A 13,787-nucleotide genomic window follows, 5' to 3' on the forward strand; every position below is an offset into this window, starting at 1 on the left:
CAAGCTGCCGCGCAAGCGTCATCTGCCCCTGCGATGACGGTTCCGTCACAAGACGGAAAAAAGCTTCTCGCCATGGCATTGCAGATGAGCACCGCGGGTGTCGCCCGCGCCTATGATCGCTGGGCCCCGGTCTACGACCTGGTGTTCGGCCCGGTCTTCCGCCGCGGCCGCTCCGCCGCGATCGTCGCCGCCGAACGGGTCGGCGGCCGGATCATCGAGGTGGGCGTCGGCACCGGCATCTCGCTGCCCCAATATTCGCGCGATGTCAGAATCACCGGCATCGACCTGTCGCCCGCCATGCTGGACAAGGCCCGCGCGCGTGTCCGCGAACAGGCGCTGGGTCAGGTGGAAGAGCTGGCGGTCGGCGATGCCGAGGCGCTGCACTACCAGGACAACAGCTTCGACGCGGTGGTGGCGCAATACGTGGTCACCGCCTGCCCTCACCCGGAACGGGCGCTGAGCGAGTTTGCCCGAATCTGCCGGCCCGGTGGCGAGATCATCATCACCACCCGCGTCGGCGCGGGACAGGGCCTGCGCGGCGCGATCGAGCGGACGTTGATGCCACTGACCAGCCGGCTGGGCTTCCGCACCGAATTCCCATGGAGCCGGTACGAGAACTGGGCCGCCACCCGCAGTGACGTGCGCTTGGCCGAGAACCGCCCGCTGCCGCCGCTCGGCCACTTTTCGCTGGTCCGTTACCAGAAGCTCGGCCCGCAGGAGCAGACCCGATGACCGGTTTCCGCGCGCAACTCGCCGAACAAAGGTGGGATGACCACCGGTTCTATCACCACAGCCTGGTGAACCAGAGCCTGCACTTCGTCAGCGCCTGCACCTTCATAACGGCCTATCTGATCCTGTGGGTGGACCCGGCGGTCGCCAGCCTGCTGGCCTGGGGCGTCGCCATGACCAGCCGACAGGCGGGGCATTTCTTCTTCGAACCCAAGGGCTACGACCACGTCAACGACGCGACGCACGACCACAAGGAAGAGATCAAGATCGGCTACAACCTCCAGCGCAAATGGGTGCTGATGAGCCTGTGGCTGGCTGTTCCGGTCGTCCTGCTGCTGCAGCCGACGCTGTGGGGTACGCTGCTGCCGCCAGATGGCGCGGAGGGGTATCTGCGCCATGTCGGCATCGGCTGGCTGATCCTGGGCGTGGGCGCGATCGCCTTCCGCTCCATCCACCTGTTCTTCATCCGCGACGTGGAAACTGGGCTGGTCTGGGCGACCAAGATCGTGACCGATCCGTTTAGCGATTTTCGCCTGTACAAGGGCGCGCCCCGCCGGTTGCTGCGGGGTGAGCGGATGGATTATCCGGACGGTTCACCGGCGTAGCAGGCGAGCCGCCGCGGCGCGCGCCAGGACGCCGCGGCGCAGCGCCTTGTCCGTCAGGCCGGCGGGGGTGTCCCACCAACCATCCGCCGCCATCGCCTGCGCTGCGGCAACGAAGCGGCGGACGATCTCGGCAAACAGGGCATCGTCGATATCCAGGCTGAAGATCAGCCGGCCCGTGCCAACCCAGCTCAGCGCCAGCCCTTCGGCGCGGAGGTAGTATTGCAGCATCCAGTTATACGCCGCAGCCTGCGTGTAGAGCACGGTCCACACCGTCTGCAGATGGGCCACCTGCACCGGCACGCCGGCGGCGGCCAGCGCCTGATTCATGGCGGCGGCACGCGCATCCCAGCGGGCGTCGAGGCCGTCATAGAGCGACCGGACCTCCGCCGTGTCCAGCCGCTGCAGGAAGGCGTTCATCGCGCCCATGACGTAGGGATGCGCGTTGAAGGTGCCCCGGGCGAAGCAGATGTCCAGCGGGCGATCATCGCGCCAGCGCCGCATCAGCGCCGCGCGGCCTGCCAACACGCCCACCGGCAACCCACCGCCCAGCGTCTTGCCATAGGTGACGAGGTCCGGTCGCACGCCGAAATACTCGGCCGCGCCGCCGGGCGCCAGGCGGAAACCCAGGAACACCTCGTCGAAAATCAGCACGATGCCGTTCGCCCGGCACACCTCTGCCAACCGGTGGAGCCACTTGCGGTAGGCGGGAAGGTCCGTACCCGCGCGCCGGCCGCTGTCGACCAGCTGGTTGTCCGACGGGGCGGACCCGTTGGGGTGCAGCGCCTGCAGCGGGTTCACCAGCACGCAGGCAATATCTCGCCGCGTGGCGAGGACGTGCAAGGTCTTGTCGGACAGGTCGGCCAGCGTCAGCGTGCGGTCGGCCGCAACCGGATTGCCGATGCCCGGCTGCACATCGCCCCACCAGCCGTGATAGGCGCCGGCGAAGCGCACGATCCGCTGGCGGCCCGTATGGTATTGCGCCAGCCGCACGGCCTGCATCACCGCCTCCGTCCCGCTCATGTGGAACGACACCTCGTCCATGCCGGACAATGCCAGCAGGCGATCGACGTTGTCGGCCAGCAGCGGGTGATACGCGCCCAGTACCGGGCCAAGATCGGCGACCGCCGCCGCCCCTTCGGCAATGGTCTGCTTGTAGAGGTCGTAGCCGAACAGGTTCACGCCGTAGCTGCCCGTCAGGTCGATCAGCCGGTTCCCGTCGAGGTCGGTCACCCATGGCCCGTCGCTTGCCTGCAGGAACGCGCCGGTGCCCAGCACTTCGCGCACGCGCCGGGCAAAGGGGAACGGCACGCGGTAGCTGCCGGTGAATTGCAGGTCGGACAGGCCGGGCCTGACCTCCCGCGTCAACGCCAGCGTCTCCCTGTACCGTTCGGCGAACAGCACGCCCAGGCGGTCGAAGCCAGCCTGCCGACAGCGGGCGATATCGTCGGCCGCACCATCGGCGGCGAAGAAGCTGTCGGCCGGCTGGTCGAACGCGCCGACCTGCCCTGCCACCCGCTTCGCCATGCGCACATGGCCGCCCAGCGATTTATGCTTGGCGCGCGACAGGGCAAGCCGGCGGCGCCCCTTGGTGAAGGCGAGCAAGGCGGTCGAGCCCAGAAGGGCGGCAAGGATCGGAGCCATGCCGGCTTTCACCGCAACGGAGTGACACCGGCGTGACAGCCCCTGCCAGCCTGATGCGCCTGCTGCTGCAGGAAGATCTGAATTTCCTGCTGACCAACCGCCTGCCGCGCCGCTGGGCGACGCGGATCGTCGGGCGGATCGCCCGCAGCGAACATCCGCTGATCGCGCGCCCAGCGCTGGCGCTGTGGCGCTTCTTCGCCGGGGTCGACTTATCCGACGCAGCGGCCACGAGCTTCCGGTCCCTGGGCGAAGGCTTCACCCGCCCGCTCAGGGCCGGTGCGCGGCCCTTCCCCACCGATCCGGGCGTGATCGCCAGCCCGTGCGACGCGATCGTCGGCGCGCATGGCCGCGTAGCGGATGGCACCGCCTGGCAGGTGAAGGGCTACCCCTATCGCCTGAACGAACTGCTGCCCGACCCGGCGCTGGCGGCCCGCTATGCTGATGGCTGGTTCGTCACCCTGCGCCTGACCGCGGGCATGTACCACCGCTTCCACGCGCCCACCGACCTGACGATGGAGGGGGTGACATATCAGTCCGGCGATTGCTGGAACGTCAATCCGATCGCGCTGAAACGGGTCGAGCGGCTGTTCTGCCGTAACGAGCGTGCGGTGATCGAGGCACGGCTGGCGGACGGCACGCCGCTGCTGCTCGTGCCCGTTGCCGCAATCTTGGTGGCGAGCATCCGGCTGACCTTCCTCGACACCCCGGCCCTGCTGCGCGACGGAGGCGCCGGGCGGCGAGCTGTGAACGCAAAGCTGCCGGCGGGGGCGGAGATGGGCTGGTTCGAGCATGGCTCCACCATCCTGGTGTTCCTGCCCGCCAACGCCCCGCTGCTGCACGACCTGACGGAAGGCCAGCCGATCCGCGCGGGCATGCCCCTGGCGCGGATCGGCGGGTAAGGCCGTCCGTCAGCCCCCGTGCTGCTCCAGCTCGTCGCCCTTCAGGGTGACGACGTGGAGCAGGTTGGTCGCGCCGGCGACACCGAAGGGCACGCCCGCCAGCACCACCAGCTTGCTGTCCTTGGTGGCCATGCCGTGGCGCAGCGCCATGCGCTTGGCCTTGCCGATCATCTCCTCGAAGCTGCCGATGTCCTTGGTCGCCACCGAATGCGCGCCCCATACCAACGCAACGCGGCGAGCGACGGCCACCGACGGGGTCAGCACCATGACGGGCACGCTCGGCCGTTCGCGCGACACGCGGCGGGCGGACACGCCCGTGCTGGTGAACACGGCGATGGCGCCGATGCTGACCGTGTCGGCGATTGTCATGCAGGCATGCGCCAGCGCATCCGCCGTGGTCGGATCGGGTGGGGTGGCCAGCATGCGGACGCGGCCCTGGTAGGCATCGTCGCGTTCCACCTGACGGGCGATGGCGTCCATCATCAGCACCGCTTCCTCCGGCCACTGGCCGGCGGCCGTCTCCGCCGACAACATGACGCAATCGGCCCCGTCATAGACCGCGTTGGCGACGTCGGAGACCTCCGCACGGGTCGGCGCGGGGCTCTCGATCATGGACTCCAGCATCTGCGTCGCCACGATCACCGGCTTGCCCAGCAGGCGGGTGGCGTTGACGATCTTCTTCTGGAGGGGCGGAACCTCCTCCGGGTTCAGCTCCACGCCCAGATCGCCGCGGGCGACCATCACGCCGTCGGCCAGCTCGATGATCTCGGCCAGCCGCTTGATCGCCTGCGGCTTCTCGATCTTGGCGCACAGTGCGCCGCGCCCGCCCATCAGCTTGCGCGCCTCCACCAGATCTTCCGGCCGCTGCACGAAGCTGAGGCCGATCCAGTCGGCGTTCTGCTCCATGGCGAAGGCGAGGTCGCGGCGGTCCTTCTCCGTCAGCGCGGGGATCGGCACTTCCGCATCGGGCACGTTCACGCCCTTGCGGTCGGAGATGACGCCGCCGACCTCCGCCGTGCAGGTGATCGCGTCGGCACTCGCCTCCACCACGCGCAGGCGAATCTTGCCGTCATTGATAAGGAGGCGCTGCCCCTTGTCCATCAGGCCGAACAGTTCAGGGTGCGGCAGTTGCACGCGGGTGGCATCGCCGGGTGTCGGATCGCGGTCGAGCGTGAAGCGCGCCCCGTGCGGGATCAGTGCGCGCCCTTCGGCGAAGGCGCCGACGCGCAGCTTGGGTCCCTGCAAATCGCACAGGATGGCGAGCGGGCGGTGCAGTTCCTTTTCCAGCGCGCGGATCGCGGCGATGGAGCGGGCATGCGTCTCGTGCTCACCATGGCTGAGGTTCACGCGGAAGGCGTCGGCGCCGGCACGGACCAGCCGGCGCAGCATGTCCGGATCGGCGCTCGCGGGGCCGATCGTGGCGAGAATCTTGACCTTCCGGGCACGCGGCCCGAGCTTCCTGGGATCGATCGTCGTCATGGTTAACGGCTATGGCGATCAATCACGACAAGACAAGGACGAAGCACATCGTGGAAACTACGCACGGGATCGACCCGTTGGAAACCCTGCCCGATGCGGTCGCCGCTGCCGCCTTCCGCCGGTTGGTGCATCACCTGCAGCACCGGACGGATGCGCAGAACATCGACCTGATGGGGCTGGCCGGGTTCTGCCGCAATTGCCTGGCCGACTGGATCCGCGATGCCGGCTATCCCGGCGACAAGGAAGCCGCGCGCACGCTGATCCACGGCATGCCGTCCGCCGAGTGGAAGGCCCGCCACACCACCCCCGCCACGCCGGAGCAGCTGGCACGGATGGATGCGAGCATGAAGCTGAACGCGCCTGACCATTAAGCGTCCCGGGGACCTTCACGGGCGGGCGCTGGCTGGCTATCAGCCGCGCCTTCCCTGATTCTGTTGGAGCATCCCTTCATGGCCGAAACCACCGACGACCGCCTGCGCCTGCTGATCGAGCGGGTGGAGCGCCTGGAGGAGGAAAAGAAGGGCATCAGCGACGACATCCGCGACGTCTATGCGGAGGCGAAGGCCGTCGGCTACGATGCCAAGATCATGCGGCAGATCGTACGCCTCAGGAAGATGAAGCCCGACGACCGCAAGGAAATGGAAATGGTGCTCGACACCTACAAGGCGGCGCTTGGCCTGGGCTAGGGTACGCCTGGGATAGGTCAGGATCGGAACGGTTCGCGGCGGGCGGCGATTGAAGGGCAGATACCTTCGCACCAAGGATTGCCCGCCATGAGCACGCCCCCGCCGCCCGCAACCGAACAGGCCTTCATCGAGCCGATCCCCGAAGAGCCCGGCTTGCCCGGCCACGAAAGCACGCTCGACCCGCAGCCCGACTACATGCCCCGATATGCCGGAGCGAACCGGTTGCGGGGCAAGGTGGCGATCGTCACCGGGGGTGATTCCGGGATCGGTCGGGCAGTCGCCATCCTGTTCGCCCGTGAAGGCGCAAACGTCGCCATCGCCTACCTGAACGAGCATGACGACGCCCACCAGACCGAAGCCCTGTGCAAGGCTGAAGGGGCGGAGGTCATGCTGTCCGCCGGCGATCTGGGCGATCCGCGCCATGCCCACGGCTTCGTGCGCGCGGTCATCGATCGCTGGGGCAAGCTGGACATCGTGGTGAACAATGCCGGGGAACAGCATCCGGACAAGGACATCACCGAGATCACGCCGGAACAGCTGCAGCGCACGTTCCAGACCAACATCTTCTCCATGTTCTACCTGGTTCAGGCGGCGCGTCCGCATCTGCAGGAAGGCGCGGCCATCGTGAATTGCACCAGCGTGACCATGTACCAGGGCAGTGGCGAACTGCTGGACTATTCCAGCACCAAGGGGGCGATCACCGCCTTCACCCGGTCCCTGTCCGAAAACCTCATCAAGCATGGCATCCGCGTGAACGCGGTCGCGCCCGGCCCGATCTGGACCCCGCTGAACCCATCCGGCGGCGCCACGCCCGAAAAGCTGGCGACCTTCGGCGAAGGCACTCCGATCGGCCGCCCCGGCCAGCCCAACGAGGTCGCCCCGTCCTTCCTGTTCCTGGCATGCGAGGATTCGTCCTACATGTCGGGGCAGGTGCTACATCCGAACGGCGGGACCGTCGTCAATGGTTAGTCCCTGGGCCAGTGCCGGGCGCGGCGATGACGGCGACGATCATTACCGCGCCGCCACCGCCATGATCGTCACCACCACGCCCACGATCGAAGGGCGGCCGGTGCGCGATTACCTGGGCGTGGTCACGGGGGAGGCGATCATCGGCGCGAACATGTTCCGCGACCTGTTCGCCAGCATCCGTGACATCGTGGGCGGCCGTGCCGGATCGTACGAGCGGGTGCTGAAGGACGCGCGCGAACAGGCCATCGCCGAACTGCAGGCGGAAGCGGCAAGGCTGGGCGCCAATGCGGTGGTCGGCGTCGACCTCGATTACGAGGTGATCGGCGATACCGGTTCCATGCTGATGGTCAGTGCCAGCGGCACGGCGGTACGCGTCTGACTCCGCTGCTGCGACCGGCGCTCGCCAGCGACGCCGCCGCATGCCGCGCGCTCTACGCGCCGCATGTGATGGACAGCTGGGTCAGTTTCGAACTGGAATTGCCCACCGTGACGGAGATGGCCCGCCGCATCGATGATTACGCCACCAGCCACGCTTGGCTGGTGGCGGAGGTGGATGGCGCGATCGCCGGCTACGCCTACGGCTCCCCCCATCGCACCCGCGCCGCCTATGCCACGTCCTGCGACGTCGCGATCTATGTCGGCGCGCGGTATTCCCGGAACGGCATTGGCCGCACCCTGTACCAGGCACTGTTCCCATTGCTGGCGGCGCAGGGCTGCCACGCCGCCTTTGCCGGCATCGCCCTGCCCAATCCCTCCAGCATCGCCCTGCACGAAGCGGTCGGCTTCACGCCCGTCGGCATATATCGGGAGGTCGGCTGGAAGCTGGGCGGCTGGCGCGATGTCGGCTGGTGGCAGCGGCTGTTGTAACGCCGCCCACCGCCGCGCCCGCGGGCATCAGGCTACCCAGCTACAGCAATGTCCTGATATGCCGCACCTGCTCCCGGAACTCGTGAAACGGCTCGGTGTCGGCCATCTGCAGCGTCGCATACAGGGCAAAGCATCGATCGACATAGTCCCGCAAGGGGATCGACCGGTAGGTTCCGGCAGGGCGGAAGTCGCTTTGCCCATAGACCCCCAGCGTTTCGCCGATTTCCGGATAGACCGGGAAGATCGCGCTGTTGGCCAGATTGTCATGCGGCAGCAGGTCCGACCGGCGAGGGACCATGCCAAGGTGTGCCAGCACCGCTGATGCCATGTCGTAAAGCGGGCGGATGCGCGGGTGGTTATACGAATACATGAACGCGGCGCGCCGCCCCCAATCGCGGAAGTAGGGCCGAATATCGAGCCCCTCCGCCGCGAATGCGCCAAGCAGGCGATCCCGCTCCGCGTCCCACAGGCCGAGGTAGCCGCAGCGTTCATAGAAGCCGCCGTTGAAATAACCGATCGCATCGGCCGCGCCGATCCCTTCCAGATAGCAAGCGAAGGCGATGGCCGAATGATAATGGCTGATCGGCCCGCCGAGCGGCCGCCCCCGATGATGCAGGTAGATGAGATCGGGGTGGTAGGCGCGGAAGGTGATGATCGGCAGTCGGATGTGCGTCGCGATCCGGTCCATCCTCGCGCGGGGCATCTCGGCCTGAACGGGTGGGTAGATCAGCAGGCGATCGAAGCCCGCGATCTGCGCATTGGGTCGCCAGCGCCGTTTGTTGAACTTGCCGGGATCGAGCGGAACGACCGACACATCCGGCGCCTGCGCCTGGATGCAGTTCGCCACACCGACCGTCTGGCAGTTGGAGACGACCAGCCAGCGTTCCACCGCCTCAACCCCTCGCCGCATCGAGCACGTCTTCGTCGCAAAGCACGTTTTGGCTTGCCTGATGATCGACGAAGAGGGCATCGTTCACCGGCACGGTATCTTCGCCCCCGGCAATGTAGTGCCGCATGAAGCAGCGCATTGCATGAGCGACGCCGAGCGCATTCACCTCCCGGTGATCGGCCTCGTAATACAGCCCTCCTGCAAAACTGCCGGTGATGATCTCATAGGACGGAAAGTAGGCGACCCAATCGTGCTCCTCGACCGCCATCTCCGCAACGACCCGCAGCACGGATTTGCTGTAGCTGTTCGCGACCAGGACGGATCTGTCGCTGAACGTGGCCATTAACGGCACCGGGGAGACCGTCAGCACCACCTTCACGGCAGGGTTAACCTCCCTGAGCTTCGCCAGAAACTCCCGCAACGCGGCGTAGCTTTCCTGAACCGAGAAGTTCACGAATTCGTGCTTCGCCGGGTCGAACGTTCCGGCGACTACGCCGGGTGCCGCCGAGAAGACGGTGCCGTCGGTCCGTGATCGCCACGCTTCCGTCAGACCCAGGGTGAAGATGAACAGGTCGGCCTGCTCGAACATGCGGCGGACCTGCGGCAGGTGCCGGGCCCGATCCTGGGTAACACAGTCCGGCGTAGCGAAGCCGCGTGGTTCGACCTGCTGCCGCAGGGAATCGACATACCGCCCATCCGGGCGCTGCCATGCCTCCGATGGGGCATCGCGCTTGCCGAAGGCCTCGTCGAACAACTGGAGCAACTGCACGGTCGTGTAGATATTTCCGAACCGCGCCGGGAAAACGCCGTAGCCGCCGGCAGTCCGTTCCTCTGCCGGCAAATCGGCGCCGTCCTCCGTCACCAGGTAGCGGTACCCGCTTTGGCTGATCCTGCGGGAAATATGCTGGGCGAAGCAGCTGCCGGCCGTGGCGACACGCGCATCCCTGTCGATGGTGAAGCGAACATCAGTGACCGGGTCCACCCGGTGCGCCTCCACCGCGGCGATCGACCGCCGCCAGAACTTGTGTTCCGGCAGATCGCGATAGGGATGGGGCTGGCTTGAAGGCGGCATGCTGGCTCCGGACTGGTCTTGCGCCCTCGGTGGACACCGGTGTCGCTAGCCCGGACCTGCCTGTCCCTTCAAGGCGTCGGGTCGTTCATGCCGGCGCTGTCTACCACAGCACACCGTCCGCATCGGGCTGGATTGGCGGTGGCGCGTCCTCGCCAATTGCTTGCAGCAGGTCGATTTCGATCGTGCGGCACATCTGCGTCAGCGGCAGGTCGTGGACCTCCCCCGCGAACGGATCGACAAGCTGGTCGCCGATGATGAGCACCGCCAGAAACATGACGCCCGCCAAAGTGGAGCCGAGCGGCGTCGCATACTGGAGCGTCTCGACCAGGCCGATCGGCAGCAGTACGCAGAACAGGTGCGTGAACACGGTCGGTAACCAGCGATATTGATGCGGCAGCGGCGTGTTCTTCAGCCGCTCCATCCCGCCCTGCGCATTGGCGATGTCGACCAGCACCGCCTCCATCTGGGCCTGCTGGATCGTGTCGAGCCAGCCTTTGTCCCGCGCCTCCGCAATCAGCCGGCCATTGCCGTCGAGCACGCCGTTGGCAACGTTGACGCGGGACAGCGCCTCGTCCGTCTCGCCCTGGCGGAGGTAGCGGTGGACCACCTCCTCCTGCGGCTGGCGGCGCAATTGGCAGCGCAGCGCGTTGACATAGGCGATCTGCCGGCGGACCAGCCGCTGCTTCAGCCCGACCGCCTCTGGATCGGGCAGGAAGTTTACCGCCGCGCGTGCGATGTTGCGGCTGGCATTGATCATCAGACCCCAGAGCTGGCGCCCTTCCCACCAGCGGGCATAGGCCGAATTGCTGCGAAACCCCAGGAACAGCCCCAGCACGGTGCCGAACAGCGTCACCGGCAGGCCAGGCGCGGTGAACGGCAGCAGGTAATATGTGACGGTGACGATGACGTCCCACACAAACAGCAGCGCCAACGGGCGCCACACCCCGGCGATGATGTGCCCCAGCCGGGGTGCGGGCGTGACGATCATCGGGCGCTGCGTTCCTGCAGCTTTCGGCCGAGCTTGTTATCGACCTTGCTGGCAACCTCCGTCAGCTCCGCGCGAGCATGGGCGGCGGTGAGCCACGGCACCCGGTCCTTAGCCACCAGGAAGCCCAGTACGCTGCAGCCGAACAGGAACAGCAGCACAGTGCCGAACCAGGCTTCGCGCCGCTGGGCGCGCATCGCGCTCTGCAATCCCATGTCTGCCAATCTCACATCATCTGCGACCATTCATGCTGCTATATGCGCGATGTGTGTGAGATTTCCCGGACGCTAATGTAACTTATCTTTGCTGCACTGCACAAAACGTGCGCGCATTGCGGTAGAGCGTTGTTTCAGGCGCTCGGCATCTGCTGGCTGGCGCAGTGGAAACTGCCACCGCCGCCCAGGATGGCATCCGCCCACAGGCCGATCGCCTCTCGATCGGGAAACATCGCGTTAATCGCCGCGACTGCCGAATCATCCAGCGGAGAGCCGTAGGTCGGCACCACGACCACGCGGTTGCAGATGACGAAGTTCATGTAACTTGCCGGTTCCGCCTGGTCGCCTTCCCCCATCCATCCGGGGGAGGGGACGGTCAGCACCTCCAGCCCCGCCGCTTCCGCTCGCCGCCGCGCATCGGCAAAGACATCGCGGTTCGGATCGTCGGGCGCGCTCGCCTGCGGCAGGGCCAACCGGCCCGGCGCGACGAAGCGGGCGAGGTTGTCGACATGCCCATCCGTATGGTCGCCCAGCAGGCCGTCACCCAGCCACAGCACCCGGTCGAAGCCGAGATCGGCCGCCAGGCGGTTCTCGATCTCCTCGCGGGAGAGGTGCGGATTGCGATTGGGGTTCAGCAGGCACTGCTCGGTCGTCACGACCAGACCGGTGCCGTCGCCATCGACGGCACCCCCTTCCAGCACCCAGTCGGCGGTGCGCACCGGCAGGCCGGCATCACCCGCCAGCTCCGCGCCGATTGTCTCGTCACCAGCCATCAGGAACTTGCCGCCCCAGCCATTGAAGCCGAACCGCTGCCCCAGCCGCCTGCCGCCCCCATCGCGCAGCACCAGCGGTCCGGTGTCGCGCAGCCAGACATCGCCGAACTCGCGCCGTTCCAGCCGAACGGCACCATGGGTCAGCGCCCGCGCGCGCTGCTCGTTCGCGGCGTCGCGCACCAGCAGGCGCACCTCCTGCCCGCTTTCCGCCACCGCGCTGGCAAAAGCGGCGAGCTGCACCTGCGCGGCCGCCAAATCGGGCCATTCGGCCGGATCATGCGGGAAGCCGATCCACAGCCAGTCCTGCGGCGCCCATTCGGGCGGCATCTGCCATCGCGTCGTCATCCGCTCAGCACCCGGCCGCGCTGGCGGCGCAGCTCTGGTCACGGATGCGGCGGAATTCATCGTCGGGGTACCAATTGGGCCAGGTCGTGCCATCCGCCAGCGTGCGGCCAAGCCGATAGTAGAGGGCGACGTCAGCGGTGACCCCGTCCCACGTCCAGTTCGGATCGTATTCGTCCTTCGGTCCGTGATAGGCCTTTTCGCGGTAGGCCGCGTCCCATGCCGCGCCGGCGGCGGTGCCCCCGTTCACCAGGTCCTGCCCACCATCGATGTAGAACATCGGCACGCCCCGCTTCGCCAGGCTGAAATGGTCGGAACGGTAATAATAGCCCGCTTCCGGCGCGGCGTCGGGCGTAATCCTGCGCCCGCTGGCGGCCAGCGCCTGTTCCAGCACCGCGTCCAGCTCGCTCTTGCCGCCGCCGATCACCGTGACGTCGCGCGCCGGGCCGGCCATGGCAATCGCATCCATGTTTACGCCGCCCACGGTCTGCGCCAGCGGAAACACCGGGTTGGCGCCGTAATACTCGCTCCCCAGCAGCCCGGATTCCTCCGCCGTCACGGCGAGGAACACCTGGCTGCGCGCGGCGGGGCCGGCGGCGCGGTTCGCCTCCGCCAGGGCGACCAGTGCGGCGATGCCGGTGGCATTGTCGATCGCGCCGTTGCAGATGTCGTCGCCATCGGGCGCGGGAGTGCAGCGGCCCAGGTGATCCCAGTGCCCGGAATACAGCACATATTCGTCCGGCCGCTCCGCCCCTGGCAGCAGGCCGACGACATTGCGCGACTGGAACCGGCGGATGCTGTTGTCAAAGCCGGTGCCGACATTGATCCCCAGCGGCATCGCCCCGAAGCCGGGCCGCTGCGCCGCCGCGGCCAGCGCGGCGAGATCCCCGCCGGTCGCGGCAACGATCCGTTCCGCCACGCCTTTCTGCACCCAGCCGTTCATCAGCGTCTGGCTGGCGCCCTTGTCACCCCGCGCGGCATGCGCCTGCGGCCCGGTCCAGCTGCTTTCGACGACGTTCCAGCCGTAGGAGGCCGGGAACGTGTCATGCACGATCAGCGCACCCGCGGCGCCCTGCCGGGCCGCTTCCTCAAACTTGTAGGTCCAGCGGCCGTAATAGGTCATCGCCCGGCCACCGAACGGGCCATCCAGTCCCTCGTGCTGGTAATCGGGGTCATTGACCAGGATCAGCGCCACCTTGCCGCGCATGTCGATCCCGGCATAATCATTCCAGTCCCGCTCCGGCGCGTTGATGCCATAGCCGACGAAAACCAGCTCCGCATTGTCGAGGTCGATGCGGTCCTGTTCCCGGTAGGTGACGCCCACCCAGTCGGTGCCTTGCGTGAACTGCATGTCGCCGACGCGCAGCTTCTCGTGATTGCTCGCGGTGATCTCCGCCAGAGGCACGTCCTGGTACCAACTACCCTTGTTGCCGGGCTGCAGCCCGGCCGCCGCGAATGCCTCCGCGATGTAGGTAACGGTCTTCTCCTCGCCCGGCGTGCCGGGTTCGCGCCCCTCGAACTCGTCGGAGGAGAGCGTGCGGACGACATCCTGCAAGGTGGTGGCGCTGATCGCCGGTGCGCCGGCCGCGCCGCCCGCATCCATGGTGGCGCAGCCGCTTAGCATCATTGCCAGACA

The 13,787-nt window shown here is 67.3% G+C and carries 16 protein-coding genes; 8 read left to right on the forward strand and 8 right to left on the reverse strand.

Going from position 1 to position 13,787, the window contains the following annotated elements:
• Positions 1–84: 84 nt before the first annotated feature.
• A complete protein-coding gene (locus tag V5740_RS09660; protein ID WP_347302270.1) occupies positions 85–732 on the forward strand; it encodes a methyltransferase domain-containing protein in 648 nt (215 codons plus the stop codon).
• Positions 729–1,334, forward strand: a complete 606-nt coding sequence (locus tag V5740_RS09665) for a hypothetical protein (RefSeq protein WP_347302271.1) — start codon at positions 729–731, stop codon at positions 1,332–1,334. The genes V5740_RS09660 and V5740_RS09665 overlap by 4 nt, the downstream gene beginning before the upstream one ends.
• On the opposite strand, the gene V5740_RS09670 is transcribed toward V5740_RS09665, so the two are convergent.
• Positions 1,323–2,975, reverse strand: a complete 1,653-nt coding sequence (locus V5740_RS09670) for an aminotransferase class III-fold pyridoxal phosphate-dependent enzyme (RefSeq protein WP_347302272.1) — start codon at positions 2,973–2,975, stop codon at positions 1,323–1,325. The genes V5740_RS09665 and V5740_RS09670 overlap by 12 nt on opposite strands.
• Before the next feature lie 32 nt (positions 2,976–3,007).
• On the opposite strand from V5740_RS09670, the gene asd reads away from it, so the two are divergent.
• Positions 3,008–3,874 (forward strand): archaetidylserine decarboxylase, encoded by an 867-nt coding sequence (asd, locus tag V5740_RS09675; protein WP_347302273.1) that lies wholly within the window; start codon positions 3,008–3,010, stop codon positions 3,872–3,874.
• A gap of 9 nt (positions 3,875–3,883) precedes the next feature.
• Here the strand turns inward: asd and pyk are convergent, their stop codons facing one another.
• The gene (pyk, locus tag V5740_RS09680) at positions 3,884–5,353 is read right to left on the reverse strand and encodes a pyruvate kinase (RefSeq protein WP_347302274.1); all 1,470 of its coding nucleotides are present in this window, start codon (positions 5,351–5,353) and stop codon (positions 3,884–3,886) included.
• 50 nt (positions 5,354–5,403) lie between these two features.
• On the opposite strand from pyk, the gene V5740_RS09685 reads away from it, so the two are divergent.
• From V5740_RS09685 to V5740_RS09705, 5 genes are all read left to right on the forward strand, one after another.
• Positions 5,404–5,724, forward strand: a complete 321-nt coding sequence (locus V5740_RS09685) for a DUF1244 domain-containing protein (protein WP_347302275.1) — start codon at positions 5,404–5,406, stop codon at positions 5,722–5,724.
• Between the two features lie 78 nt (positions 5,725–5,802).
• Complete coding sequence (locus tag V5740_RS09690; protein ID WP_347302276.1) at positions 5,803–6,039, forward strand: DUF2312 domain-containing protein; 237 nt, start codon at positions 5,803–5,805, stop codon at positions 6,037–6,039.
• Between the two features lie 87 nt (positions 6,040–6,126).
• On the forward strand, positions 6,127–7,008 hold the full coding sequence (locus tag V5740_RS09695) for an SDR family oxidoreductase (RefSeq protein ID WP_347302277.1): 882 nt from the start codon (positions 6,127–6,129) through the stop codon (positions 7,006–7,008).
• 61 nt (positions 7,009–7,069) lie between these two features.
• Entirely contained in the window at positions 7,070–7,387 is a 318-nt protein-coding gene (locus tag V5740_RS09700; protein WP_347304496.1) for a heavy metal-binding domain-containing protein, read from the forward strand.
• Positions 7,388–7,395: 8 nt separating this feature from the next.
• The gene (locus V5740_RS09705) at positions 7,396–7,875 is read left to right on the forward strand and encodes an arsinothricin resistance N-acetyltransferase ArsN1 family B (RefSeq protein WP_347304497.1); all 480 of its coding nucleotides are present in this window, start codon (positions 7,396–7,398) and stop codon (positions 7,873–7,875) included.
• Positions 7,876–7,915: 40 nt separating this feature from the next.
• Here V5740_RS09705 and V5740_RS09710 read toward each other — a convergent pair whose 3' ends face one another.
• The 6 genes from V5740_RS09710 to V5740_RS09735 all read right to left on the reverse strand — a co-directional run bounded on the left by V5740_RS09710 (position 7,916) and on the right by V5740_RS09735 (position 13,778).
• A complete protein-coding gene (locus V5740_RS09710; protein ID WP_347302278.1) occupies positions 7,916–8,785 on the reverse strand; it encodes a WcbI family polysaccharide biosynthesis putative acetyltransferase in 870 nt (289 codons plus the stop codon).
• Complete coding sequence (locus V5740_RS09715) at positions 8,769–9,746, reverse strand: GSCFA domain-containing protein (RefSeq protein ID WP_347302279.1); 978 nt, start codon at positions 9,744–9,746, stop codon at positions 8,769–8,771. The genes V5740_RS09710 and V5740_RS09715 overlap by 17 nt, the downstream gene beginning before the upstream one ends.
• Positions 9,747–9,936: 190 nt before the next feature.
• Positions 9,937–10,824, reverse strand: coding sequence for a bestrophin family ion channel (locus tag V5740_RS09720; RefSeq protein WP_347302280.1), 888 nt, complete (start codon positions 10,822–10,824; stop codon positions 9,937–9,939).
• The gene (locus tag V5740_RS09725; protein WP_347302281.1) at positions 10,821–11,066 is read right to left on the reverse strand and encodes a hypothetical protein; all 246 of its coding nucleotides are present in this window, start codon (positions 11,064–11,066) and stop codon (positions 10,821–10,823) included. Before V5740_RS09725 ends, V5740_RS09720 begins: the two co-directional genes overlap by 4 nt.
• Positions 11,067–11,170: 104 nt before the next feature.
• Entirely contained in the window at positions 11,171–12,154 is a 984-nt protein-coding gene (locus V5740_RS09730; RefSeq protein WP_347302282.1) for an agmatine deiminase family protein, read from the reverse strand.
• 4 nt (positions 12,155–12,158) lie between these two features.
• Positions 12,159–13,778 (reverse strand): M28 family metallopeptidase, encoded by a 1,620-nt coding sequence (locus V5740_RS09735; protein ID WP_347302283.1) that lies wholly within the window; start codon positions 13,776–13,778, stop codon positions 12,159–12,161.
• Positions 13,779–13,787: the final 9 nt, after the last annotated feature.

This window comes from Croceibacterium sp. TMG7-5b_MA50, assembly GCF_039830145.1.
Lineage (GTDB): Bacteria > Pseudomonadota > Alphaproteobacteria > Sphingomonadales > Sphingomonadaceae > Croceibacterium.

Coding starts and splice junctions, on each gene's coding strand:
- pyk (WP_347302274.1), bottom strand. CDS start 5,353: ATGACGACGATCGATCCCAGGAAGCTCGGGCCGCGTGCCCGGAAGGTC.
- V5740_RS09730 (WP_347302282.1), bottom strand. CDS start 12,154: ATGACGACGCGATGGCAGATGCCGCCCGAATGGGCGCCGCAGGACTGG.
- V5740_RS09720 (WP_347302280.1), bottom strand. CDS start 10,824: ATGATCGTCACGCCCGCACCCCGGCTGGGGCACATCATCGCCGGGGTG.
- V5740_RS09725 (WP_347302281.1), bottom strand. CDS start 11,066: ATGGTCGCAGATGATGTGAGATTGGCAGACATGGGATTGCAGAGCGCG.
- V5740_RS09660 (WP_347302270.1), top strand. CDS start 85: ATGAGCACCGCGGGTGTCGCCCGCGCCTATGATCGCTGGGCCCCGGTC.
- V5740_RS09690 (WP_347302276.1), top strand. CDS start 5,803: ATGGCCGAAACCACCGACGACCGCCTGCGCCTGCTGATCGAGCGGGTG.
- V5740_RS09695 (WP_347302277.1), top strand. CDS start 6,127: ATGAGCACGCCCCCGCCGCCCGCAACCGAACAGGCCTTCATCGAGCCG.
- V5740_RS09665 (WP_347302271.1), top strand. CDS start 729: ATGACCGGTTTCCGCGCGCAACTCGCCGAACAAAGGTGGGATGACCAC.
- V5740_RS09700 (WP_347304496.1), top strand. CDS start 7,070: ATGATCGTCACCACCACGCCCACGATCGAAGGGCGGCCGGTGCGCGAT.
- V5740_RS09735 (WP_347302283.1), bottom strand. CDS start 13,778: ATGATGCTAAGCGGCTGCGCCACCATGGATGCGGGCGGCGCGGCCGGC.
- V5740_RS09670 (WP_347302272.1), bottom strand. CDS start 2,975: ATGGCTCCGATCCTTGCCGCCCTTCTGGGCTCGACCGCCTTGCTCGCC.
- V5740_RS09710 (WP_347302278.1), bottom strand. CDS start 8,785: ATGCGGCGAGGGGTTGAGGCGGTGGAACGCTGGCTGGTCGTCTCCAAC.